Source organism: Catenuloplanes niger, assembly GCF_031458255.1.
Classification (GTDB): Bacteria; Actinomycetota; Actinomycetes; order Mycobacteriales; family Micromonosporaceae; genus Catenuloplanes; species Catenuloplanes niger.
On sequence record NZ_JAVDYC010000001.1, the window covers coordinates 1,569,653 to 1,592,757 of the forward strand.

24 protein-coding genes are annotated in these 23,105 nt (G+C 73.1%); 8 read left to right on the forward strand and 16 right to left on the reverse strand.

Annotated elements, in window-relative coordinates; all coding sequences use genetic code 11:
* Positions 1–10: 10 nt before the first annotated feature.
* Positions 11–331 carry a type VII secretion target gene (locus J2S44_RS06875; protein ID WP_310409930.1) on the reverse strand — a complete coding sequence of 107 codons (321 nt, stop codon included), beginning with the start codon at positions 329–331 and terminating at the stop codon, positions 11–13.
* Positions 332–747: 416 nt separating this feature from the next.
* Here J2S44_RS06875 and J2S44_RS06880 point away from each other — a divergent pair, with 416 nt between their 5' ends.
* A complete protein-coding gene (locus J2S44_RS06880) occupies positions 748–1,938 on the forward strand; it encodes a cytochrome P450 (RefSeq protein ID WP_310409932.1) in 1,191 nt (396 codons plus the stop codon).
* On the opposite strand, the gene J2S44_RS06885 is transcribed toward J2S44_RS06880, so the two are convergent.
* Together J2S44_RS06885 and J2S44_RS06890 are read right to left on the reverse strand one after the other, a co-directional pair.
* Complete coding sequence (locus tag J2S44_RS06885) at positions 1,919–2,392, reverse strand: SSI family serine proteinase inhibitor (RefSeq protein ID WP_310409934.1); 474 nt, start codon at positions 2,390–2,392, stop codon at positions 1,919–1,921. The genes J2S44_RS06880 and J2S44_RS06885 overlap by 20 nt on opposite strands.
* Before the next feature lie 121 nt (positions 2,393–2,513).
* A complete protein-coding gene (locus tag J2S44_RS06890) occupies positions 2,514–3,887 on the reverse strand; it encodes an FAD-binding oxidoreductase (RefSeq protein WP_310409936.1) in 1,374 nt (457 codons plus the stop codon).
* Between the two features lie 109 nt (positions 3,888–3,996).
* Here J2S44_RS06890 and J2S44_RS06895 point away from each other — a divergent pair, with 109 nt between their 5' ends.
* Together J2S44_RS06895 and J2S44_RS06900 are read left to right on the forward strand one after the other, a co-directional pair.
* Positions 3,997–4,839 carry a helix-turn-helix transcriptional regulator gene (locus tag J2S44_RS06895; RefSeq protein WP_310409938.1) on the forward strand — a complete coding sequence of 281 codons (843 nt, stop codon included), beginning with the start codon at positions 3,997–3,999 and terminating at the stop codon, positions 4,837–4,839.
* A gap of 54 nt (positions 4,840–4,893) precedes the next feature.
* The gene (locus tag J2S44_RS06900) at positions 4,894–5,730 is read left to right on the forward strand and encodes an alpha/beta fold hydrolase (RefSeq protein WP_310409940.1); all 837 of its coding nucleotides are present in this window, start codon (positions 4,894–4,896) and stop codon (positions 5,728–5,730) included.
* 34 nt (positions 5,731–5,764) lie between these two features.
* Here J2S44_RS06900 and J2S44_RS06905 read toward each other — a convergent pair whose 3' ends face one another.
* From J2S44_RS06905 to J2S44_RS06925, 5 genes are all read right to left on the reverse strand, one after another.
* The gene (locus tag J2S44_RS06905; protein ID WP_310409942.1) at positions 5,765–6,223 is read right to left on the reverse strand and encodes an ANTAR domain-containing protein; all 459 of its coding nucleotides are present in this window, start codon (positions 6,221–6,223) and stop codon (positions 5,765–5,767) included.
* Between the two features lie 3 nt (positions 6,224–6,226).
* Entirely contained in the window at positions 6,227–6,496 is a 270-nt protein-coding gene (locus J2S44_RS06910; protein WP_310409944.1) for a hypothetical protein, read from the reverse strand.
* Positions 6,497–6,524: 28 nt separating this feature from the next.
* Positions 6,525–7,241 (reverse strand): GAF and ANTAR domain-containing protein, encoded by a 717-nt coding sequence (locus J2S44_RS06915; RefSeq protein WP_310409946.1) that lies wholly within the window; start codon positions 7,239–7,241, stop codon positions 6,525–6,527.
* Between the two features lie 256 nt (positions 7,242–7,497).
* Positions 7,498–8,232, reverse strand: a complete 735-nt coding sequence (locus tag J2S44_RS06920; protein WP_310409947.1) for a GAF and ANTAR domain-containing protein — start codon at positions 8,230–8,232, stop codon at positions 7,498–7,500.
* A 96-nt stretch (positions 8,233–8,328) separates the two neighbouring features.
* Positions 8,329–9,075, reverse strand: coding sequence for a GAF and ANTAR domain-containing protein (locus tag J2S44_RS06925; protein WP_310409949.1), 747 nt, complete (start codon positions 9,073–9,075; stop codon positions 8,329–8,331).
* 435 nt (positions 9,076–9,510) lie between these two features.
* Between J2S44_RS06925 and J2S44_RS06930 the strand changes: the two genes are divergently transcribed.
* Together J2S44_RS06930 and J2S44_RS06935 are read left to right on the forward strand one after the other, a co-directional pair.
* The gene (locus tag J2S44_RS06930) at positions 9,511–9,816 is read left to right on the forward strand and encodes a LapA family protein (RefSeq protein ID WP_310409951.1); all 306 of its coding nucleotides are present in this window, start codon (positions 9,511–9,513) and stop codon (positions 9,814–9,816) included.
* A 69-nt stretch (positions 9,817–9,885) separates the two neighbouring features.
* On the forward strand, positions 9,886–10,785 hold the full coding sequence (locus J2S44_RS06935; protein WP_310409953.1) for a SigB/SigF/SigG family RNA polymerase sigma factor: 900 nt from the start codon (positions 9,886–9,888) through the stop codon (positions 10,783–10,785).
* A gap of 135 nt (positions 10,786–10,920) precedes the next feature.
* On the opposite strand, the gene J2S44_RS06940 is transcribed toward J2S44_RS06935, so the two are convergent.
* Positions 10,921–12,138, reverse strand: a complete 1,218-nt coding sequence (locus tag J2S44_RS06940) for a sialidase family protein (RefSeq protein WP_310409955.1) — start codon at positions 12,136–12,138, stop codon at positions 10,921–10,923.
* A gap of 154 nt (positions 12,139–12,292) precedes the next feature.
* The gene (locus J2S44_RS06945; protein WP_310409956.1) at positions 12,293–14,050 is read right to left on the reverse strand and encodes an RICIN domain-containing protein; all 1,758 of its coding nucleotides are present in this window, start codon (positions 14,048–14,050) and stop codon (positions 12,293–12,295) included.
* A gap of 564 nt (positions 14,051–14,614) precedes the next feature.
* Between J2S44_RS06945 and J2S44_RS06950 the strand changes: the two genes are divergently transcribed.
* The gene (locus J2S44_RS06950; protein WP_310409958.1) at positions 14,615–15,910 is read left to right on the forward strand and encodes a hemolysin family protein; all 1,296 of its coding nucleotides are present in this window, start codon (positions 14,615–14,617) and stop codon (positions 15,908–15,910) included.
* A gap of 43 nt (positions 15,911–15,953) precedes the next feature.
* The gene (locus J2S44_RS06955; RefSeq protein ID WP_310409960.1) at positions 15,954–16,589 is read left to right on the forward strand and encodes a TetR/AcrR family transcriptional regulator; all 636 of its coding nucleotides are present in this window, start codon (positions 15,954–15,956) and stop codon (positions 16,587–16,589) included.
* Here J2S44_RS06955 and J2S44_RS06960 read toward each other — a convergent pair.
* The 4 genes from J2S44_RS06960 to J2S44_RS06975 form a co-directional block, all read right to left on the reverse strand.
* Entirely contained in the window at positions 16,582–17,520 is a 939-nt protein-coding gene (locus J2S44_RS06960) for a S66 peptidase family protein (RefSeq protein WP_310409962.1), read from the reverse strand. The two genes, J2S44_RS06955 and J2S44_RS06960, sit on opposite strands and share 8 nt — an antisense overlap.
* Positions 17,521–17,674: 154 nt before the next feature.
* Positions 17,675–18,646, reverse strand: a complete 972-nt coding sequence (locus tag J2S44_RS06965) for an ion transporter (RefSeq protein WP_310409964.1) — start codon at positions 18,644–18,646, stop codon at positions 17,675–17,677.
* Positions 18,647–18,718: 72 nt separating this feature from the next.
* Complete coding sequence (locus tag J2S44_RS06970) at positions 18,719–19,675, reverse strand: glycerophosphodiester phosphodiesterase family protein (protein WP_310409966.1); 957 nt, start codon at positions 19,673–19,675, stop codon at positions 18,719–18,721.
* A 47-nt stretch (positions 19,676–19,722) separates the two neighbouring features.
* A complete protein-coding gene (locus J2S44_RS06975; protein WP_310409968.1) occupies positions 19,723–20,361 on the reverse strand; it encodes a response regulator transcription factor in 639 nt (212 codons plus the stop codon).
* Positions 20,362–20,367: 6 nt separating this feature from the next.
* On the opposite strand from J2S44_RS06975, the gene J2S44_RS06980 reads away from it, so the two are divergent.
* Entirely contained in the window at positions 20,368–21,375 is a 1,008-nt protein-coding gene (locus J2S44_RS06980) for a sensor histidine kinase (protein WP_310409969.1), read from the forward strand.
* A 32-nt stretch (positions 21,376–21,407) separates the two neighbouring features.
* Here the strand turns inward: J2S44_RS06980 and J2S44_RS06985 are convergent, their stop codons facing one another.
* Positions 21,408–22,028: a hypothetical protein gene (locus J2S44_RS06985; protein ID WP_310409971.1), complete on the reverse strand. Its 621-nt coding sequence runs from the start codon at positions 22,026–22,028 to the stop codon at positions 21,408–21,410.
* 172 nt (positions 22,029–22,200) lie between these two features.
* On the reverse strand, positions 22,201–23,055 hold the full coding sequence (locus tag J2S44_RS06990) for an LLM class F420-dependent oxidoreductase (protein ID WP_310409973.1): 855 nt from the start codon (positions 23,053–23,055) through the stop codon (positions 22,201–22,203).
* Positions 23,056–23,105 lie beyond the last annotated feature (50 nt).

Sequence of the window (23,105 nt, forward strand, 5' to 3'; positions counted from 1 at the left end):
GCGGGCTCGCTCATGGATCGAGGCGGCTTCCGATGGATCTGAGGCCGGCGGCCGAGTCCGCGTCGGCGGCGTCGTAGCCGTCCGCGGACCGGCGGAGCAGCTCGGCCGCGGTGCGCAGGTTGCTCTGCAGCCGCCCGGTCAGCTCGTCCTGCCGCTGGTGCCGGCCCTCCAGAACCGCCCCGATCCAGCCGCAGAGCAACCCGTACGCCTCGTCGTTCCGCGCGATGTGCGCGCTCGCGCCCTGCACCGTGTCGATCCGTCCGGCCAGGCCGTCGACGGCGGTGGCGTGGTCCCGGATCTGGTCCGGGTCGACCGCCCATCCGTCAGCCATGCGCGCCCCTCCCCCGTCGGCGGACAGCAGTGGCCATCATAAATGGTCTCGTCCACGCGCCCGGGCGGGCAGCTCACCCGGCATTTCCGCCCACCGGTTACCTGGGCACCGGGCCGGGGAGCACCGTTCCGGGCGGACACGGTGGCCCGGTCGATCCGCACGCCCGCCACGTCCGGCCCGACCGGCCACCGCGCCGGTGTTCCGGCCGGGATGTCCACCGGCCGCGACGGGAACACCATACCGTCCACAGTGAATCGAACATGTCGGTAGGTGGGCGGCGGCACGCGCGACCCGCGCCCGCCGGCGGGGTCGGCGCGGGCCCCGGCCGGCCCCGGCGGTGCCCGATCGGTGCGGGACCCGTGATGACCTCCGGATCGGCATTCCGTTCATGGTGTTCGCTGCGGCACACTGCGTGAATGTCCTACCTCGACGTGCTGGCACCATCGTTCAGCTTCACGTCGCCGGAGGCGTTCGCGGCCCAGGACGACAACTGGTACGCGGACACTCCGATCGGCCCGGTCACGGTGCGCTACGCGGAGGCGAGCGAGCTGCTCCGCGACAAGCGCTTCGACCACGGCGGGGCAGACTTCCTGCGCGCCAACGGCGTCACCTCCGGCCCCATCTACGACTGGTGGGTGCCGATGATCGTCAATCACGACGGCGCCGATCACCGGCGGCTGCGCGGGCTGGTCGCGCGCGCGTTCACGCCGCGCATGGTGGAGTCGCTGCGGCCGTTCATCCACGCGCGCGCGGTGCAGCTGGCCGACGAGATCGAGGACCGCGGCAGCGTCGAGTTCGTCGACGCGTTCGCGAACCGGCTGCCGCTGGCCGTCATGTGCGAGCTGCTCGGCGTGCCCGCGGAGGACTACGACGAGTTCAGCCAGTGGTCGGCCGACATCGGGCTGGTCTTCGGCCTGGCCAACGGCGGTGACACGGCCGCGCGGGTGGAGCGGGCGGTGGCCGGCCTGGACGCGTACGTGGCCGGGCTGATGGACCGCAAGGCCGCCCGGCCGGGCGGCGGCGACGTGATCTCGGTGCTGCTCGCCGCGATGGCCGAGGACGGCACCGCCAGCCGGGACGAGGTGCGGAACCTGCTGGTCACGCTGGTGTTCGGTGCGCACGACAACACCCGGCACCAGTTCTCCAACTCGATCGTCACGTTCGCCGAGCACCCGGACCAGTGGATGCGGCTGCGCGCCGACCCGTCGCTGGCCGGCTCGGCCGTGGAGGAGTGCATGCGCTGGCGGCCGTCCGCGGGCGCGCTGATCCGCCGCGCCTCGGCCGACCTGACGTTCCACGGGCTGGACGTACCCGAGGGCATGATCTTCACGACGGCCGTGGCCACGGCGCAGCGCGACCCCCGGGCGTACCCCGGCGGCCGGGTCTTCGACATCGCGGCGCGCTACGACGCACCGCTGCTGCAGTTCGGTGCGGGCCCGCACTACTGCCTCGGCTCCGCGCTGGCCCGCACCGAGCTGACCGAGGCGCTGCCGCTGCTGGCCGCGCGGTTCGGCCCGCCGGAACTGCCGGCGGAGCCGCTGCCCTGGCGGCCCGCGCTCGGCACGTTCGGCCCGGAGTCGCTGCCGGTCAGCTTCGCCCGGGTGTGAAGACGGCACCGGCCTCGATGCCGAGCTGACAGGCGTTGCCGAAGGTACGGCGGTCGTTGATCGCCCGCTTGCCCCAGTGCCCGGTCGCGGACGCGGTGACCGGGCGGTAGTCGGCCGTGCAGAACACCCCGTCGCGCGGCGGCAGCCCGAAGACGTTCCCGCCGGTCTTCTTCAACGCGGCGCAGACCTCCGGCGCGGCCGGGTGGGTGCCGCCGACCGGGCCGCAGGTCAGCGTGAGCGGCGCGGCGGCGCGGCCGGTGACCTGGTCACCGGTGACCTTGAGCGTGAGGCGTGCGAACGGCGCGGCGGCCGGCGCGGGTCGCACCGCGGCCGGGGCGGCGCCGGGACGCCCGCCGGGCTGAGTGAAGGCGGCGGGCGCGGCGGTGGCGGCACCGGGCAGCACGGCGACCGTGGCGGCCGCGGCCAGGACGGCGGCCGCGAGGTGGCGGATCATGACAACTCCTGACGTGAGACTCGGACGATCACGTCCGGTCTACCCGCCCCGCACCGGCAAATCCGCAAAAACGGGCAAAGTAGTACGTTGTGTCCGGCAGCTTCACCCGTCCGGCCCCTTTTCAGCCCGGCGGAATGTTGTGGTTCGCCCGGAAGAGGTTCTCCGGGTCGTACACCTGCTTGATCTTCGCCAGGCGCTCGAAGATCTCGTCGCCGTACGCGGCACGCACGTCGTTCTCGTCGGACGCGGACATGAAGTTGACCATCTTGCGGTCGTGCGCCCACGGCGCCACCGCGTCCGTCACCCGGGCCAGGTGACTCCGCAGTCCCGGCAGTGCGTCCGGGCCGCCGACACCGAAGCCGAACAGCACGAACGGCATGCCGCGGGTGGCGACCGCGTTCGGCGGCTCCGGCTGCCGGTCGAGCGCGCCGCCGAGAGCCCGCAGTTCCACGCCGGCCAGCGGGCAGTCCGTGCCGGGGCCGATCAGCGCGAGCAGCGCGTCGACCGCCTCGGCCGGGAGCTCGCGCAGGCCGGCCGTGCGGTCCACGTACGGCAGCGGGCCGGGCGGATCGGCGTGGATCAGGCCGACCTCCGCGTACGGCCGGTCCAGCACGCCGTCGACCAGCAGCGGCACGACCGCGCGCATCGGCGCGAACAGCGCCTCGCCCTCGGCCGGGTCGCCGACGTACGCGAAGCGCAGCGCCACCACGAACGCGCCGCGCAGTGGTGCGGGCAGCGCGGGGTCCGGCGGCAGCCGCTGCACGGCCACGGACGTGGTCGCGGACTCGGGCAGCGCGGGTGCCCAGGTGCGCCACGCGTGCAGCAGCGCGGGCGCGTCCGCACCGGACGCGAACACCGCGCCGCCGTAGAAGCGGGCGACCGGGAACAGCGCGATCTCCACCGCGGTCACCACGCCGAAGTTGCCCTTACCGCCGCGGACCGCGAAGAACAGGTCCGGGTCGGAGTCCGCGGTGACCCGCCGGGCGCTGCCGTCCGCGGTGACGATCTCGACCGAGCGGATCGTGTCCGCGCCGTACCCGTGCCGGCGGCCCAGCGTGGGGCTCTGGCCGCCGCCGAGCAGGTAGCCGGTGGCGCCGACGCCGGGCGCGGAACCGTGCACCGGGGCCAGCCCGTGCGGCGTGGTCGCGGCCAGCACCTCGGCCCAGAGCGCGCCGCCGCCGACCCGCGCGGTGCGCGCCTCCAGGTCCACGCTCACCCGGTTCAGCCGGCGCAGGTTGATCAGCACGCCGCCGTCCACACCGCGGGCCTGATGGCCGGTGGTGACCGTGCCGACCGGCAGGCCGTGCTCGCCCGCGAACCGGATCGCGAGGGCCACGTCCCGGCCGCTGACGGCGCCGACCACCACGGCCGGGCGGAGCGGCGTGTACGGGTTGTACGTCGCGCACTCCGCGTCGTACCCGTCGTCGCCGGGTACCGCGACGTGACCGGTGACGGCCGCCGCCAGCCCCGCCACGTCGATGCCGTTGTGCGCCACAGGTGGTGCCTTTCTTCCGCGAACGAGCGAGCGTCGTGCACAGTGCGATACGCGGCTGCCCGGGCACCAGTTCACCGGCTGCTCATCCGGCACCGGTTACCGTGTGCCGGTGACGATCGCGCCCCACTCGCGTACCGCCCGGCTGGCCGAACTCGGTGACTTCCTGCGGCGGCGGCGCGACGCGCTCAGCCCGCGCGCGGCCGGCCTGCCGGACGGCGGGCGACGACGGGCGCCCGGCCTGCGGCGGGACGAGGTGGCCGCGCTCGCGCACCTGTCCGTCACCTACTACGAGCGGCTGGAGCAGGGCCGCGGCCCGCATCCGTCGGCCGCGACGCTGGCCGCGCTCGCCGGCGCGCTGCGGCTCACCGGCGAACGGCGGGAGCACCTGTTCCGGCTGGCCGGGCAGGCCGCGCCGGGCAGCCCGGACGGGGACGAGACGCCGGACCCCGGACTGCTGTCGCTGCTGCACGCGAACTCGCTCACGCCCGGCTACCTCGCCGACGAGCTCGGCACCGTGATCGCGCAGAACCCGCTCAACATCGCGCTGTTCGGACCGTTCACCGGCCGGCCCGGCTGGGCGGGGAACCTGGTCTGGCGCTGGTTCACCGCACCGGCCTGGCGGGAGCTGCTGGAGCCGGGCGAGGACCACACCGGCACCGCGCGGGCGTACGTGACGGACCTGCGCGCGGTGGTGGCGCGGCGCGGGCACGACGAGAGCGCGGTCGCGCTGGTCCACGACCTGCGGGCGGCCAGCGCGGAGTTCACCCGGATGTGGGACGAGCACGACGTGTCCGCGCTGCACTGCTCGGACAAGCACATCGACGGCCTGCACCTGCGCTGCGTCGTGGTGACCAGCCCGCACTCCCGTCAGCGGCTGCTGTTGCTGCACCCGATCGCCGGCACCGGCACCGAGGCCCGGCTCGCGGCGTTGGCCCGGTCCCCGCAGCGTTAACCCCGTCCTGGTTGTGCGTGGTTGCCGCGTCCGGCCGTGCCTAGCGTGACCGGCGTGAACACCACTCCGATCGTCCTCGTCCACGGTTTCTGGCACGGCCCCTGGGCCTGGAGCCCCGTCACGCAGCGGCTCGCCCGCCTCGGCGTACCCTCGCTGGCTGTTGATCTCGATGGTTTCGGTCTGCGCGGTGGGTCGCCGGAGGCGCGCTGGGCACGCCCGTTCGACCCGGCCGCGTTCGCGACCGCGCCGTCCCCGGTCGCGGACGTCACCGCCACCTCCGCCGCGCACACGCTCATCGCGCAACTGCGGGAACTGGGGCGGCCGGCCGTCGTGGTCGCGCACAGCATGGGCGGCATCGTCGCCACGCGCGCGGCCGAGCTGGCACCGGAACTGTTCGCCGAGCTGATCTACGTGACCGCGTTCGCGCCGGTCGCCGGCCGCCCGGCCGTGGCCTACCTCGGCCTGCCGGAGAACGCGGGCGAGCAGGTCGGCGCGCTGCTGTGCGCGGACCCGGCGGCCACCGGCGCGCTGCGCATCGACCCGGCCGACCCGGCCCGGCGCGCGGCGATCCGCGGCTGCTTCTACCACGACGTGGACGCCGCCACCGCGGACGCGGCCATCGCGCTGCTCGGCACGGACGGCAGCGCCGGCATCCCGGGCGAGACGTTCCCGGTGACGCCGGCCCGGTACGGGCGGGTGCCGCACACCTACCTGGTCTGCACCGCCGACCGGGCGGTCCCGGCGGCACTCCAGCGCCGTTTCGTCACCGAGATCGACGCGATCTCGGCCGCCCCGACCACCGTCATCGACCTGGACACGTCCCACTCCCCGTTCCTGTCCGCCCCGGACGCGCTGGCCAGCACGCTCGCCGCCACGCACGCGCGGAGATAACGACCGCGGCCGGGCCCTCGCCGGGGGCCCGGAACTACCGCGGCTGGTTCAGGTCGATGCCGTTCGGGTCCATGACGATGGCGTGCGCGACGTCCGTCAGCCTGCGGTTGTGGCGGCGGGCGTAGGCGCGGATCAGGACGAACGCCTCGTCGACGCTGATGTTGCGGGCCTGCGCGGTCGCGCCCTTGGCCTGCTCGATGACGATCCGGCTGTTGAGCGCGCCCTGCAGCTGCTCGGTCAGCGCCTCCGCACGGCGGATGGCGCGTTCCTGCAGCAGCCCGACGGCGGCGACGTCCGCGAGAGCCTGCATGATCGCTACATCGTCCTTCTGCAGACCGTCGCCCTTGGTGGCACCGAAGATGTTCAGTGCCCCGACCGCCTCATCGCGCAGCCGCAGCGGGAACGCGTGCACGGACTGGAAACCGGCTCCGGTCGCCCGGGGCGCGAAACGGGGCCACCGGGCGGACGCCCCGCCCAGGTCAACGTTGATCACCGGCTACCGGGTGCGGAACGCCTCCAGGCACGGGCCCTCATCGTTCTGCAACTGGAAGAGTTCCAGCAGTTTGACGTTCTCGTCCGAACCCGCCATGAACGCGAGACGGCCCCGTTGATCGGCGAGGACCACCCCGGCCGCCGCCGCGTCGACGATGCGGGCGGCCCGCTCGCTGAGCATGTCCAGGAACTCGATCAGGTCGAACTCGGCGATCAGGGTGTCGGCGACCTCGACGAAGGTGTCCGCCAATCGTTGTACGGAAACAGTGGTCATGCCCGCCTCCAGGCTGTGGGGTGTGTGGTCATGGGTGATCCTGGTCGAACCTCAGGCGGCGTGCGACCACGTCCCGTGCGATCTCGCTCAGCGGCCGGTTCTCGGCGTACGCGTACGCACGCATGCGCGCCATGGCTTCGCTGATGGTCACCCCGAGCTGCACCATCACCATCCCCTGCGCCTGGAACACCTCCGCGCGATACTCGACCGCCTCCGCCAGATCGTCGCCGGTGCCGACGATGACGGCATCCTCCTGCCGGTCCAGCAGGGTGGACACCGTGACGTCCGCGAAGGCGAGGGCCAGCGGGAGCTCGTCGGCGGTCAGCGGGCCCGCGCAGTCGCGGAACACGTCGAGGACACCCATCCGCGCCGCCCCGACCTGCAGCGGGAACGCGAACACCGCGCGGACCCCGCCCTCGCGGGCCGCCGGCGTGTACATCGGCCAGCGGGCCGTCGCACCGTCGGCGAGGTCCGGGACCAGAACCGGGCGGCGCGTGGCGAACGCGTCCATGCACGGGCCCTCGCCCAGCACGAACTGCAACTCCTCGAGGTCGGCGCTCTGCTGGTCCGACGCGGCGCTCACTCCGCGTAGCCCGTCGTCGGTCATCACGCTGATGCCGGCACCGGACGCCGACAGCGCCACCGTCGCGGCCGTACACACCCGTTGCAGGAACCCGGCCGAGCCGCCCGGGCCCGCGGGCTGCAGCGCGATGAGCCCTCTGATCGACGTCGTGTGATCGTCCATGCCGCTCACCGGCGCCGTGGCCCGGACTCCCGCCCGCGCCGGCCCGACGGAACAGGGCACCGGTGGAACATGTGGCCGCGCACGGCTGCACCTTTCACTCCAGGCACCGCTCACTCCAGGCACCGCTTCAGGCACCACTTCAGGCCAGGGGCCGCCTGGGACTGGGGCAGCGACATCGGGGTCGTGAAATCGTACCAAGAACGCGACCACGGCCGGTGCCGCCCGCCGGGCAGTCACGAAGAACGGCGGCGGGCGGTCAGGGCACCGCGCTCGGGTCGAAGGGCAGCCGGCAGGTTCTGACCTCGGCCACCACGTCCTGCATCGGCCGCGCGCTGCGCCGCGCGTAGTCCCGCAGCCGGTGCAGCGCGGTGGGAGCGTCGACGCCGGCCAGCTCCATCACCACGCCGACGGCCTGCTGCACCTCCCCGGCGCGGGCCGGCAGCACGAGGTCGAGTCCGCCGGCCCGGTGCACGGGCGTGTGATCCAGAAGCACGACCGCGGCGGCCGTCGCGTACCGGCCGAGCTGCTCGCGTTCGGCGGCGGTCAGCGACCCCGCGTCCGCGCGATACGCGCTCAGTACACCGATCAGCCGATCGCCGGCCAGGACCGGGTGGGCGAACACCGCCCGGATCGCGCGGGCCGGCGCGTGCTCGGCGAACCGCGGCCAGTTCACCCGTGCGTGCGGGCGGGCGAGATCGTCGGCCATGACGGGAACGGCCGTGACGACGGCGTCGATGCACGGCCCTTCGCCGAGGACGGCGTGCAGATCCTCCAACTGGTCGCCGTGCGGGCCGCTGTCGCTGAGAATGATCCGCCCGGCGTGCGCCGCGTCGACGGTCAAGACGACACCGTCGACATCCGGCATGTCCGCGTGGCACAGCGTGGCCACCGCGCCGACGCCACCGTGGGCGCGCAGCGCGGACACCAGCCGGCGCAGACGGCGCCGCTCGTCGTCCGAATGGCCGGCCGCGAGTCCGGGGTCGGCCTCCACTACCGGCCTTGACCGGGCTCGAGTCCGGCACCGTGCCGCCGGTGGCGTACCGCACCACGGGCAGGAGTCGCCATGGTCATCGTCATCGGCTCCCTGCTACTCCGTCTCCGCCGCGTCGGGTGGCCGCGAATCGACGGACAGCGGCAGGGCGACCGTGATGCTGCCCGCGACCACCGCGGCCGCGAGGTCCCCCAGCCCGTCGCCGCGATCGCGCGCCAACCGCCGCATCACCGCGAACGCCGTGTCGATCTCCACGCGCAGCCGTACCGCCAACATGCCCTTGGCCCGTTCGATGACCGCCGCGTCGGCGAGCGCGGCCGCGATCTCCCCGGTGCTCGCCTGCCGCTCGGCCGGCGGCCGGGAGACCGCGACGCCGGCGGCGTCGGCGAGCGTCTGGGCGACCGCGGCGTCCGCGGCGGTCAACCCACCGGTTGACGCCCGGAACAGGTTCAGCACACCGATCGCCGTGCCACCATCACGAACGGGAACCGCGTGCGCGGCGCGCATCCCACCCGCCCGGGCCTGTGGCCCGAACTCCGGCCAGCGGTCGTCCGGCACGTCGAGGTCATGGTGGATCACCACGCGCGCGCGGCGGTGGGACTCCACGCACGGCCCGCTCCCCCGATCGAGTTCCGCGGCCTCCAGCACCCGCACCGCGTCGGAGGAGACCACCACCGAGCGCAGCACCCCACGGTCATCGGCCATCATGACGCCCACCCCGCGGACGTCCAGCAGACGCAGGCTCCACCGGGTCAACGCGTGCGCCGCCTCGATCGTGTCGCCGTGCTCCCCCGCAGCGATCTCAGCGAGCGCCACGGTGATCAACTTCTGTCGATCATCCATATGATGACTGTCGATGCTCTGCACGATCCACCCCACATCACGTCGGTGAGACACCGCGCCCCTGGGGTTCGGCCACAAGCCGTCGGACCGCCACGCGTCGGACCCTCACCCTACGCCGTTCGCGGCGATGTGCCGGAACGTGGCCGCTCGCCGAGCCGCGCTCCGCTCGCCGCGGCGCACGCGAACCCGGCCGGTTCGCAGCGGCCGGGACCGCCCGAGCAGATCATCCCCGAGCAGGCGCTGCCCGGCGCGGTCGCTCCGGCGGCCCGATCCGCCGTCGGCCGGTCACCCGCCGGCCGGCATCCGGGCGAGGCCTCCCACGGCCGGCGCGCCCGGCGGCACGGGGCGAACAGGCGTACCATCGGATCGTCCGGCGCCGACGCCATCCACGTGGCGATGCCGTCGCCCGGCGAGCCCCGTTAGGGGGCAACCCGCATGTCGTCCAGCGAGGACCACATTCCGCCCGCCGATGCCATGAATCCGGCGCGGCGCACGGCGACACACCGCACCCGGACCGGCGCCGGCCGCCTCGGCAGCTGCGCCGCCGCGTCGCTCCTGGTGGTGACGATCATCTTCATGGTGCGGAACACCGGCGCCGTCGAGGCCGGCCTGCTGGGCTGGCAGGGGTCGACGCCGCTGGTGCTGGCACTGCTCAGCGCCGGCGTGGGAGCCGCGATCCTGACCGTGATGACCGGTCCGGCCCGCGTCACCCCGCCGCGCCGGCGCAACGGCGATCGCTGACCTTCCCATCCCACATACACCGTCCGCCGCCGTGCGTACCACGCCGTCGGCGGACGGGAGGGACCTGCCATGAGCATCACCGTTCGATCGCCGCTCCCCTCCACCCGGCCGGGGCGCCGCACCATGCCCGCGCGGTCCGCCGGCACCGCCGGCCCCGACGGGTCCACCGGCACCGCGGCACCCGGCCACGGAACGCACCCGTCGCCGGCCGATCGGAGCGTCGTCCGCGCGATCGGCGTCCTGGCGGCGATGACCGCGGTGCCGATGGGTGACCTGGCGCGACCGGCGCTCCGCGATCGGGCGATCGAGGCGTGGCTGCCCCTGTGCCGGCGCCTCGCCCGCCGGTACCGCGGCCGCGGGGTGTCCGACGACGACCTGCTGCAGGTCGCCAGCGTCGGGCTCATCAAGGCGGTGGACAGGTACGATCCCGGCTACGGCACCGGATTCATCGGGTTCGCCGTCCCCACCGTCACCGGCGAGATCAAGCGATACTTCCGGGACCGCACGTGGGCGGTCCGCGTTCCGCGTTCCCTTCAGGACCGGCACGTCGACATCACCGCGGCGAAGGCGGAACTCACCCACGTTCTCGGCCGCTCGCCGACCGTGGCCGACGTGGCCGCGCACCTGGGCATCACCGAGGACGAAACGCTGGACGGGTTCAGCGGCGGCCTCGCGTACCGGGCGGTCTCGTTGTCCGCCCCGGTCGGCACCGACGGACTGTTCACCCTGGCCGACACGCTCGGTGCGGAGGACCACGGATTCGCGCTGACGGACCTCAGGCTTTCGCTGAGCCCGGCCCTTGCCGGGCTCAGCGAACGGGACGCGCGGATCCTGACCATGCGCTTCTACGGCAACCTCACGCAACTGGAGATCGCCGAGCGGATCGGCCTGTCCCAGATGCACATCTCCCGGCTGATCACGCAATCCCTGTCGACGCTTCGCCGCGAGCTGTCCCACGACGACTTCTGAGCGGGCCGTACCGCACCACGCCGGGCCGGGCCGGCGTCGGGTCGCGCGGACGATCACTGTCACGTTCCGGCCGAGGCCGTGGCCGCACCGTACCTGTCCACCGTCCGAGTGGAGCGGCACGGGCGGCCACGCCGCTCAGCCGGTGATCCAGGGCAGGTTCAGCTTGCGGAAGACGATCGACCGGTGTGACGTGGGGCTGTTCCCGGTGTCCTCGTTGACCTCGACGAGCGCGCCCACCGTGAAGTCAGCGGTCTTCGCCATGCTGGAGTAGCCGCCCTCCGCGACCCGGCCGGTGCCCAGCTGCGGCCACGCCGGCAGCGGGGCGGTCGCGAGGGCACGGCCGGCCGACCAGGTCTCTCCCTCATCCGTGCTGACCCGGATCCGCATGGCCGTGCGCGTGCCGGTGCTCGCGGAGTTGAGGAAGATCAGACGCGCGGGGTCGTTGAGGTTGTACCGCAGGATCGACGCCTCCGCGTGCGGGTCCGGCAGTGCGGGTTCCGGGGCGTACGGGCCGAAGCCGCCCTCGATGGTGCCACGCGCGACCCACCTGGTCTTGGCCGTCGACCAGACCGACCCGACCGGGGTGTCGTTGCGCATCAACCGTCCGTCGGTCAGTTCGACGAGCGTGCTCTCGCCGGTGACCTCCTGCCCGGCCGCCATCGGAGCGCTCTGGAACGTCACGCCGCCGTCGTCGCTGTAGATGTTGCGGTTCGTCGCCGGCACGATCAGCCGCCCCGACGTCGTGAGGATCCCGGCGCCCGGCCCGACCGCGTCCCAGTCCCAGACGGAGCCGTCCGCGTGCGTCCGCGGGGTCACCGCCGAGGTGAGGTCGACCGGGCCGTGCCACACCGTGCCGTCCTCGGCCTTGCTGCTGGTGAAGAGCTTGACCCGGCGTTCGCCCCACGCGCTGATCCGGGTGGTGCCCTCGTCGCCGAACTGGCTCGTGCCCGCCGCGTTCCACGAGAGAAAGAGGAAGATCGTGCCGTCGGCGCCGACCACGCTCGTCGGGTTGCCCCAGGTGCCCTGCCCCTGCCCGGTCACCTCGCCGAGCCCGGACCAGGTGGCCCCGTTGTTCTCCGAGCGCTTCACCATCATGTTGATGTTGCCGTAGTCGCGGTTGGAGGCGACCCGGCCCTCGGCGAAGGCGAGCAGGGTGCCCCGCGTGGTGCGCACCAGCGACGGGATCCGGAACGAGTGGTACGTGACGTCGTTGAAGGACTCGCCGCCGCCGTCGAAGAGCAGCAGCGCGCTCGCCGTGGGATCCGCCGCCGACGCGGCGGTGGCGGGCGCCACCAGGCCCGCGCCGAGCAGGAGGCTGAGGCCGGCGGCGAGCAGCCGGGAGTGATGTCGCATGGGTCCCTTTCCGAAGGCCGGAGCAGTGATGTCGCTGTCACGTCGGCGCCGAGACTAAAGAGCGCGCGCACATTTTCCGTACACGCACGCGGGCGTGACATGTGCGCGTGCGGCGCCCGCGCTCACGCGACGGGCGCCGCACGTCAGACGGTGGTCACACCCGCTCGAACGCCCAGATCTGCGCCTCGTTGTCCGGCGTGACGGTCTGCTGCTCGATGGGGGAACCGAGCCCGGTGGTCATCGTCGCGACCTTCCCGCTGTGCCGGTTGACGAGGATGAACCGCGAGTCGGCCACCGGCCGCAGCGTCCACTGCTGCCCCAGCGGATTGGCGCTGCAGGTCCGCAGCGTCAGGTCGAGACCCTCCGTCGCGTCCTGCGTGTTCGCGGCGCACAGGCCACTGCGCACGTGCACCAGCTGCCAGTACGACCCGATCGCGTCCAGCCGGAACTGCTGCGTGGTGTTCGCACTACGCGCGGCGTGGCTGATCACCTCGCCCACCTGGGCGGCCACCGGCGCCACCAGGCTCGCCCGGTTGCTCAGCGCGGCGATGTTGTAGACCGCGTTGTCGACCGGCCCGGCCGGGTCGGCGATCCTCGTGAAGGACCACCGCTGGTTCGCCTCACCGGTGTAGACCTGCTGGTCGACGAGGGCCCCGGCGGTGGTCGGCTGGGTCAGCGCCAGGCCGTTGCGCCAGTTCAGGATCGTGAACGTGCCGTCCGCGTGCGGCAGGTAGGCCCACCGCATGCCGTCCTGCCCGCTGCACGGGTACTGCAGGACACGGGTTCCCACGGTCACGCCGCTGTAGGCGGTGTCCACGCAGTAGAAGCTGTCCCGGTTCTGCAACTGCAGACCGGTGTCGTACGTGACGAGCCACTTCTGGCTGGGCGCCGTGCTCGACGCCGTGGTGGCGTGCAGGTACTTCAGCGAATCCCGCACGGCGCCACCGGCCGGGTCGATGTCGAGCGCGGCGCCGGACGCCACGTTCCGAACCGAGTAGGTCCAGCCGGAGCGCGGGTAGTTCTGGTTGTCCGCGGTGGTGCCGGCCCGGAAGTACACGCTGTTGGCGGTGTTCCAGTGCGTGGCCAGGTAGGTCCCCGCCGCCGGCTGGGTGCTGAAGAAGTCGTCGAAGGCGCAGTCGGGGATCCGCTTGTGGTCGTACTGCGGGCAGTCCAGCGAGAACGTGTCGGCGTAACACATCAGGTCGAAACCCTGGTTGCAGTGCCCCGGCTCGCTGTGGTGCGGCGCGCTGTCCTGGATCGCGCCGATCGTGTGCCCGAACTCGTGCGCGATCGCGTTCGCGCCGAGGCAGTTCGGGGAGGCGTCGACCCGGGCGTACCGCACGGCCGTGTTGGCCAGGTTCGCCGCACCCGGCTGGTCGTCGTCGGTGGTCTGGGCCAGCCCGCAGACGACCGTGGCCTCGGTGATCATCAGGTACTTGCGGTTCGAGGCGGCGTTGTAGCCGAGTGCCTTGACCGCGGCTATCGACGCGTCGAACGTCGCCAGCGCGCCCGCCGGCACCACGACGTTGCGGATCACGGCCCGGCACGAACCGTCCACGGTCTCGGTGAGGTACCTGATGTGCCGGCTGCGGCCGTGCCGGGCGGCGCCGTCGTTCCACGCCGCGTCCGTGTTGACCAGCCAGGCCTGCATGAGCGGCTGCATCGCCGCGTACCGGTCCGGCATCGACGCCTCACGCACGTACAGCACCTCGACCCGGGGCCCGGCGGTCCCGTCACAGGTGAAGCCGGTGGTCGGCTCGGCCGCGAGAGCCCGCAGCGAGTCACCGCCCACCGCCGGCACCGACGTGGCGAGCGGCCCCGTCCGTGGACCACCGAGCACCGCGCCGGGAAAGACGTCCTCGCTCACCACCGGTGCCGGCTCGCCGGGCTCGGCCGCGGCGCTGTTCGCCACCGAACCGACTGTCACAAGTATCGCCAGCCCCAGCGTGGCGATTCTTCGCACGAACATGCCCACCCGTTTCGATCGGAGAGACTCCGGGGGCAGAGCGCCCGGCCCGGACATCAGAAGATCTAAATCTAATGTCAGGACCGTCGCGGCGGTACGTGGTGCGCCCCGTGATCAATAGCACCGCCATCCACGGTGGACACGACGGCCACGCTTCCGTACCGCACCCGGGCGCCGCTCCGTCGGGGGCGCGCTTTCCACAGCGGGACGCGCTTTCCACAGCGGGGCGCGCCAGTAGCGGCGGTCCAGGTCATCAGCCCGCAGAAGTCCGGATCCGTCCCGCAGCCCTCGACCGGGCAGCCCACCGCCTCCCGGATCGCGGCCGGCGCCACGACCCGTCGCCGGCACCGAACGCGACCCGGTCCTCGCCCAGCACCGGAAACACATCCGCCGGCCCGGTGGATTCCGACCGGCCGACGTGACTTTGTCCCAGGTCAACCCGGATATCGCACGCCAACTGGCAGAATATGGATCAATCTCTGCCGGTCGTTGGTTCTCGGAAGGCTCGCCGTGGGTGGCTATGGGGCGCAGGTTGCGCTGGTCCTGATTCTCGTGCTCGTGAACGCCGCGTTCTCCGGGAGCGAGATGGCGCTGATCTCGTTGCGGGAGAGTCAGCTGCAGCGGCTGGAGAGGACGTCGCGGGGTGGCCGGACGCTGGCCCGGCTGGCCCGGGACCCGAACCGGTTCCTGTCCACCATCCAGATCGGCATCACGCTGGCCGGGTTCCTCGCGTCGGCGGCGGCGGCGACGTCGCTGGCGCGGCCGCTGATCGGGCCGCTGGGTGGGCTCGGGGACGCGGCGGAGCCGGTGGCGATCGTGCTGGTCACGATTCTGCTCACGTTCGTCACGCTGGTGATCGGGGAGCTGGCGCCGAAGCGGATCGCGATGCAGCGTGCCGAGGGGTGGGCGCTGCTCGCGGCCCGGCCGCTCGACCTGCTCGCCACGGTCTCCCGGCCGGTGATCTGGCTGCTCGGCACGACCACCAACCTGGTGGTCCGGCTGACCGGCGGTGATCCGGGCGCGGGCCGTGAGGAGGTCTCCACGGAGGAGATCCGGGACATGATCACGGCGCAGCGGGACTTCTCGCCGGAGCAGCGGACCATCATCAGCGGCGCGTTCGACATCGCGGACCGGATCCTGCGGGAGATCCTGGTGCCGCGCCGGGACGTCACGTCGTTGCGCGCGGAGACGCCGGCGCACGACGCGCTGCGCAGCCTGATCGAGTCGGGCCATTCGCGTGCGCCGGTGACCGGGCCGATGGGGCTGGACGACGTGGTGGGCATGGTGCACCTGCGTGACCTCTACGACGCCACCGGCCCGGTGCGCGAGTTCGCCTCCCCGGCCGTGTTCCTGCCGGAGACGCTGAAGGTGTCCGACGCGCTCCGCCAGCTCCGCGCGCAGCACCAGCAGTTCGCGCTGGTCGTCGACGAGCGTGGTGCCATCGACGGCATCGTCACCATCGAGGACCTGGTCGAGGAGATCGTCGGTGAGATCTACGACGAGACCGACCGGGACATCCTCTCCGTGGTCCGTGAGCCGGACGGCGCGCAGCTGCTCCCGGGCGGCTTCCCCATCCACGACCTGCCGGACATCGGCATCGAGCTGGCCGCGGCCGACGACGACGGCGACTACACCACGATCGCCGGCCTGGTCCTGGCCCGGCTGGGCCACATCCCCAAGGTCCCGGGCGAGGTGGTCGCCACCGCCGGGCTCACGCTCGAGGTCGTCGAGATCACCGGTCACGCCATCACCAAGGTCCGGCTGCGCGAGACGCCCGAGCCGGACCCGGAGGCGGCGGAGGCCTGAGCCGGGGCAGAATGTCGGGCACCTCGCCCGCAGGAGTGATCCGATGCCCGACACGTCCAGCCCCGCCCGGGTCAGCACACGCGCGCTGGCCACCCGGGAGAGCATCCTCGCGGCCGCCGAGCGCCTCTTCGCCGAGCGGGGTGTCGAGGGGGTCTCCAACCGGCAGGTGAGCGAGGCGGCCGGGCAGGGCAACAACACCGCGGTCGGCTACCACTTCGGGACGAAGACGGATCTGATCCGCGCGCTGGTCCGCGAGCGGCAGGCGCCGGTGGACGAGATCCGGCGGCGGATGCTGGCGGCGCACCCGGACCGCACGGACCTGCGTCACTGGGTGGCGTGCATGGTCCGGCCGTTCACGGAGCAGCTGAGCGCGCTGGGCGCGCCCAGCTGGTACGCGCGGTGCGTCGCGCAGTTCATCTCGCACCCGGTGCTGCGCGACGTGATGATCGAGGACGCGCTGGCCGTGCCGGAGCTGCTGGCCGTGGCCGAGGGCATCGAGCGGTTGCTGCCGGGTCTGCCGCCCGCGGTCCGCGCCGCCCGCTTCGACATGGTGCGCACGCTGATGCTGCACACGTGCGCGGAGCAGGAGCGCGTGGGCGCGGACGCGGCGGCCTGGGACGCGACCGCGAACGCGCTGACCGACGCGATCGTGGGCCTGTTGACCGCCGAGGTCACCTGACGCCGGGTGCGACCACGAGCGTGCCGGCCGCGACGTCGATCGTGGCGTGCGCGCCGATCGGCACGGTCAGCTGCCCGGCGCCGTGCCCGACCCGCAGACCGCCGAGCACCGGTACGCCGAGCGTGCCGAGCCGTTCCGCCACCACGGTCGCGGCGCTCGGCGTACCGCTGCCGGAGCCGGTGAACTGGCCGAGCGCGACGCCGGCCAGCCGGTTCAGCTGGCCGGACCGGATGAGCTGGGTGAGCATGCGGTCGTACCGGTACGGTGCCTCGTTCACCTCCTCGAGGAGCAGGATCGCGCCGGTCAGGTCCGGCAGCGACCCGGTGCCCACGTCCGAGGCGATCATGGTCAGGTTGCCGCCGAGCAGCGGTCCGGACGCGGTGCCGTCGATCCGGACCGCCGCGCTCGGTTCGGCCGGGTCGCGGGTGAGCACGATGTCGTCGCAGGTCATCAGCGCGCCGCGGAGCGACGCTATCGAGGCCGGGCCGAGGCGGTCGTCGACCCAGGTCGCGACCGGGCCGTAGAAGCTGACCAGCCGCGCGTCCCGCCACAGCCGGCTGAGCAGCACGGTCAGGTCGCTGAACCCGACGAAGATCTTCGGGTCCGCGCGGACCGCGTCGATGTCCAGGCCGTCGATGATCCGCTGGGTGCCGTACCCGCCGCGGGCGCCGATCACCGCGCGCACGGCCGGGTCGCGGACCGCGGCGTTCAGGTCGTCCAGGCGCTGCTCGTCCGTGCCGGCCAGGTAGCGGGTGCCGGCGTAGACGTGCCGGCCGTACTGCACGACCAGACCCAGCTGCTCCAGCACGGCCTGCCCCCGGTCGAGGCGGGCGTCGCCGGGGTGCGCGGTCGCGACGATCCGGACCACGTCACCGGGTACGAGCGCGGGCGCCCGCCGGACGACGACGGTGGACGAGTTGGTGGTGATCATGGGCGTCTCCTGGCGTCGATGAGACCGCGGGGGATCACCAGCGTCGGCAGGCGCGCCCGGAGCCGTCAACCGCGGGATGTCCCCTTCGGCCGCAGGTGGCAATCGGGCGCCGCATGCTGTGCTTGAGCGGTATTCATGTGCCGCGTGAACGCGTTCACCGGCCGGCCCGCACGGGCTGGGCCGGCGCGGGTTGCGCGGGCAGGCGCCGTTCCAGGTCGTCCAGGATCTGCCGGACCTGGGCGAGCTGGTCGCGCACCGACGGTTCCGGGCCGGCGTTCCTCGCGGTGACCGCCTGGTTCGCGGCGGCGACCGCGGCCTGGCCCGCCGCGAGCGCCGCCTTGCCGGCCGCGCTCGCCGCCTTCTCCGCCGCGTCCGCGAGCCGCTGGGTCTCCGCCGTGGACGGCTGCTTGGCCGCGGCCATCTCCTCGTGCGCCTCCTGCAGCGCGGTCAGCACCAGGCCGACCAGCAGGTTCGTCAGCAGGTAGCAGGCCGCGACCATGTAGGACACGTAATAGAGGACGGCCCACTCGGTCACCTCGCGGCCGGTCATCAGCGTGTCCGTGATGCCGTCCAGCGACAGCAGCAGGAAGAGCGTGAGCATGGCCCGGCCGACCGTGCCGTACTGCGCCGGGAACGCGTCGCCGAACATCATCCAGCCGAGCATCGCGTACCCGTAGAGGACCAGGACCATGACGGAGAGGAAGCTGCCTAGGCCGGGGAGCGCCCGCCGGATGCCGACCAGGATCACCCGCAGGCTGGGGAACAGCCGGAACGTGCGGACCAGCCGGGCGAGGCGCACCAGGCGGAGCAGCGTCACGTTCTCCCGCACGCCGGGCAGCAGCGGCGCGACCACGATGAGCAGGTCGAAGACGTTCCACGCGTCGGTGAAGAACCCGGCCGGCGCCCGCAGGTGGGCGCCGAACCGGATCAGCAGTTCGACGACGAAGCCGGCCAGGCAGACGTACTCGATGCCGCGGATCACCGGCCCGAACGACGCGACGAGCGGGTCGTAGGTCTCCAGGCCCAGCGCGACCGCGTTCACCAGGATCAGGGCGAGCCCGGCCAGGTGGAACCAGGTCCGCTCGATCGCGGTCTCGCAAGCCTCGGCGATTGTGGTGCGCGTCATCGTTCTCCTAGGCCGTGATTACCGAGCGCAGCCTAGAACATGGCCGGATCGTACGACCACGGTGGACAGTGCTCAGAGTGACGGCGCGATCCGGTCCACGCGGTTCGTCCACAGCCATCCGGACCAGCCGTCCGGCACCCGGTCGAGGGACGCGGTGGTGTCGAAGCCCGCGGACCACGGGCCGTCGCCGTCGACCAGCACCACGCGGGTGTCCACGCTCCGCATGCGGTCCACGAACAGGTTCGGCCAGCCCCAGAGCCAGCGGCCGTACCGTGCCGGCAGGTGCAGTTCGATGTGCGCGCACGCGCCGGGCACGATGCCGGTCACGCCGACCGCGAGGTACGCCACCAGGCAGTCCGTCATGATCTTCTTGGAGGCGACGCGGAAGCCGGGCACCCGCTGCCGGATCACATCCATCGCGGTGTCCCCACCGTACGCGGCCATGGTCGCGCGCCGCTGCGGCGACAGCGTGTTCAGGTAGTCCGCGACCGGGCCGCCCTCCGCGTCGTTCTTCACGTCCAGCAGCAGTTCCCGGTCCGGGAACGCGGCCACCACCTCCTCGACCGTGGGCATCGGGCCGGCGCCGGTGCCGCGCAGCGGATGGGTCGCGCCGCCGTCCGCGGTGTAGCCGAACCCGAGGTCGAGGCCGCGCAGGTACTCGTACGGGTGATCCCGCACGGCACCGGAGCCGTCCGTCCGGCACTCCAGCGTGCTGTCGTGGAACACCATCAGCCGGCCGTCCGCGCTGACCTGCACGTCGAACTCCAGCATGTCCGCACCGGCCGCGAACGCCGCGCGCATCGACGGCAGCGTGTTCTCCAGGTACGTGTGGTCCGGCGGGTGGATCCGGGTCGCGGTGCAGGTGTCGTTCCGCACGCCGTCCAGCGAGAAGGTCTGCGCGATGCCGCGGTGCGCCAGCAGCGGCGGGTCGCCGGCCCGGCCGCCCCACAGGCGCGAGCTGTTCACGACGGCCACGGTCCCGGCCAGCACCACGACGACGGCGGCGGCGATCAGAAGCTTTCGTCTCACCCCAGCAGGGTGCCGTCCCGCGGCCGGTCGCGGAATGAGCGAAGGATCTAGTCCTTTCGGGCAGGTCCGTCGCGGGTGAGCAGCGCGGCCTGGGTTCGGCTGGTCACGCCGAGCTTGGCCAGCAGGCTGCTGACGTGCACCTTCACGGTGCGCTCGGCGACCGACAGCGCGCGGGCGATCTCCTGGTTCGACAGGCCGCGCCCGACGAGTCCCCAGACCTCCCGTTCGCGCGCGGTCAGTCCTCGGCCGGCCGGTCCCGGCGGCCGTACCGGGGACGGGTCCTGCTCCGGTGCGGGCCACAGCAGGCGGGCCGCGGAGGAGCTGAGCGCGGTCACGCCCGCGTGCGCGCCGCGGATCGCGGCCGCCAGCTCGGTGCCGCCCGCGTCCTTGAGCACGAACCCGGCCGCGCCGGCCGCCAGCGCGCGCCGCACGTCCGCGGCTCGGCCGACCGTGGTCAGGATCAGCACCGGCGGCCCGTCGACGCCGCGCAGGATCTCGATCCCGTCCGCGCCCGGTAGGTACAGGTCGAGCAGCACCACGTCCGCGGTGTCCGTCTCGAGGAACGTGAGCAGCGCGGGACCGTCCGGCAGCTCCGCGACCACCTCCAGGTCCGGCTGCGCGCCGAGCACCAGGCCCAGCCCTTCCCGGACCAGTGCCTGGTCGTCGACGACGACAACCCGGATCATGTGCCCATGCTAAAGCTCCGCGCGCTGCTCACCGACGTGGCGCTGACCGGCGCGGCCGCGCTGCTGTTCGCCGGCTCCGGCACCGCGGTCTCGGTGCCGCTCGCGGTCGCCCAGGTGAGCCCGCTGCTGTTCCGGCGGCGTCTCCCGGCCGCGGTGCTGATCGTGGTGGCCGCCGCGACCGCGGCGCACACCACCCTCGGGATGGCCCGCGCGATCGGCTTCCTCCCGGTCACCGTGGCGATCTTCACGGCCGCCGCGCAGCGCACCGCGCTGACCCGCTGGGTGCTCTGCCCGGCCGCCGGTCTGGCCGTCGCCGCCGCGAGCGCGGCCCGGCACGGCCCGGTCGAGGGTTTCCTGCTGGCCGCCGTCATGGTGATGATCGCCTGGCTGGCCGGCTTCGAGCGCGACGAGCACCTCCGCCTGCGCCTGGAGGTGGCCGCGTCCGCCGACCGCGAGCGCCTGGCGCGCCGGGTGCACGACACGCTCGCCCACACGGTCACGGTCATGCTGCTGCAGACCGAGGCGCTGCGCGCGACCGCGCCGCTCGGCCCGGCCGACCAGCGCCGGGTGGACCTCGTGCTGGCCGCCGGCCGGGAGGCGCTGGCCGACGTCCGCGCCGCGCTGGCCGGCACCGAACCGGTCCTCGACCTGCCCGACCGGCTCGCCCTGCTGCGCGCGTCCGGCCTGCACCTGCCGGAGAACCTGCCGGCCGCGCTCACCGCGGGCCTGAGCCCGCCGCTGCGCGACGTCGTGGCCCGCCTGGTCGGCGAGACCGCCACGAACGCACTCCGGCACGACGGTCCCGGCACCCACGTCGCCGTCTCGGCCGTCCGCACCGGCCCGTCGCTGACGATCACGATCGTCAGTTCCGGCGGCCACGGCACCCGGTCCCCCGCCGGTTCCGGCTTCGGCCTGAAGAGCCTTGCCAAGGACATCAGCGGGTACGGCGGCAGCCTCACCTACGGGCCGTCGGGCGACACCTGGACGACCGTCGCGGTGCTGCCGGTCACCTGACGGCCGGCTCCCCGGCGCCCGGTGACGGCCCGTCAGTAGCCGGTGGTCGCGCGCCCGCGGCGGCGGGCGAGCCACTCGACGAGGGCGGCGGCGGAGACCGTGGCCGCCAGGCCGGCGCCGGCCGCGACGACCGCGACCCGGCGGCGCTGCGAGTTGTCCTTCTCGACCAGGTCGGCGTCGGTCAGCGGGACAACGGTGATCTTTGAGCCGTCGGACAGGCCGAACGACTCCTGGCGGGCCACGACCTCCTCGCCGATCAGGCCGTCCATCACGTCGATGATGCGGCGGGCCTCCGCCTCGGTGTCCGCGAGCACCTCGATCGCGATGATCGCGGCACCGGTGTCGGTGACCGAGACGGTCCACTCGCCGCGGTAGCCCCGCGCGAACAGCTCCTCGGCCAGCGACGCGCTGCTCAGCCGGACCTCGATCACGTCGGCCAGCGTGACCGGCGTCCACGGGTTCTGCGTCACCGTGTCACCGATCGCCGGGCTGTACTGCTCGCGCTGCGGCAGCAACGTGACGTGACCGGTCACCTTCGCCTGCTGCGGCAGGCCGAGCATCGCCCACGCGGCCGCCATCACCGTCAGCAACATCAGCGGCGCGGTGATCGGCCACCGGCGCAGGAGGATCCTGCCGACATCAGCGAAGTCCATCGTTTCCCCTCGTCACGCCCTTTTCCGCGCGCCGGGACCGTACCGCGTCTTCCTGTGACGTCGTTGTGAACCCTACGCAGCGTGACTTTAGACGGCGTGACGCACCGCGGCCACCCGCCCGGTGGCGCCGCCGGTCGGGTGCCACCGGGCGGTGGCACCCGACCGTGCCGGGTCAGAGCCGGGTCAGCGCCTCGCCGAGCATGTCGGTGATCTTCGACGGGGTGGTGATGTCGTGGGCGTAGACGTAGGCGACCGTGAACCCGGCGTCGCGCGCCGCGCTCGCGTCGCGGACCACGTCCTCCGTGGTGCTGGACGGGTCGACCGCGAACATCGCGGTCTTCTCGATCTCGGCGTAGTCGCGGCCGACGTCGTCGCAGTGCCGGCGGAGCACGTCGAGCTTGTGCGCGGACTCCGGGCCGAGACCGATGTTGCAGGCGTCCGCGTACTTCGCGACCAGCTTCAGCGTCTTCTTCTCGCCGCCACCGCCGATCAGCAGGTACGGCCGGGGCGAGCGGAGCGGCTGCGGGGAGTTGAGCGTGCGCTCCAGGCGGTAGTGCCGGCCCTGGTACGCGTCCTCGGAGTCGGACCACATCTGCAGGCAGATCTGCAGCGCCTCCTCCAGGCGCTCGAAGCGCTCCGCGACCGGCGGGAACGCGAAGCCGAGGCCCTTGGACTCGTCCTCGTTCCACGCGGCGCCGACGCCCAGGCCGGCCCGGCCGCCGGAGAGCACGTCGAGCGTGGTGACGGCCTTGGCGAGCAGGCCGGGCTCGCGGTAGGTGACGCCGGTGACCAGCGTGTGCAGCAGGGCGGTCTCGGTGTGTGCGGCGATGAAGCCGAGCGCGGTGTACGCCTCGAGCATCTCGTGCTCGTACGGCCCGACGCCCCGGATCTGCCAGAAGTGGTCCATGACCGTGATCCGGGTGATGCCGGCCTGCTCGGCGTTGCGCGCGTGGCGGCCGAGCGCGGTGCCGAGCGCGGCCGGCCCACCGTCCCAGGTGAAGTCGGCGATGTGCAGTCCCAGTTCCATGTCAAGTGAGAGTACCCTCCGGATAGCGTGTCCGCTGCTCTTCGGACGTG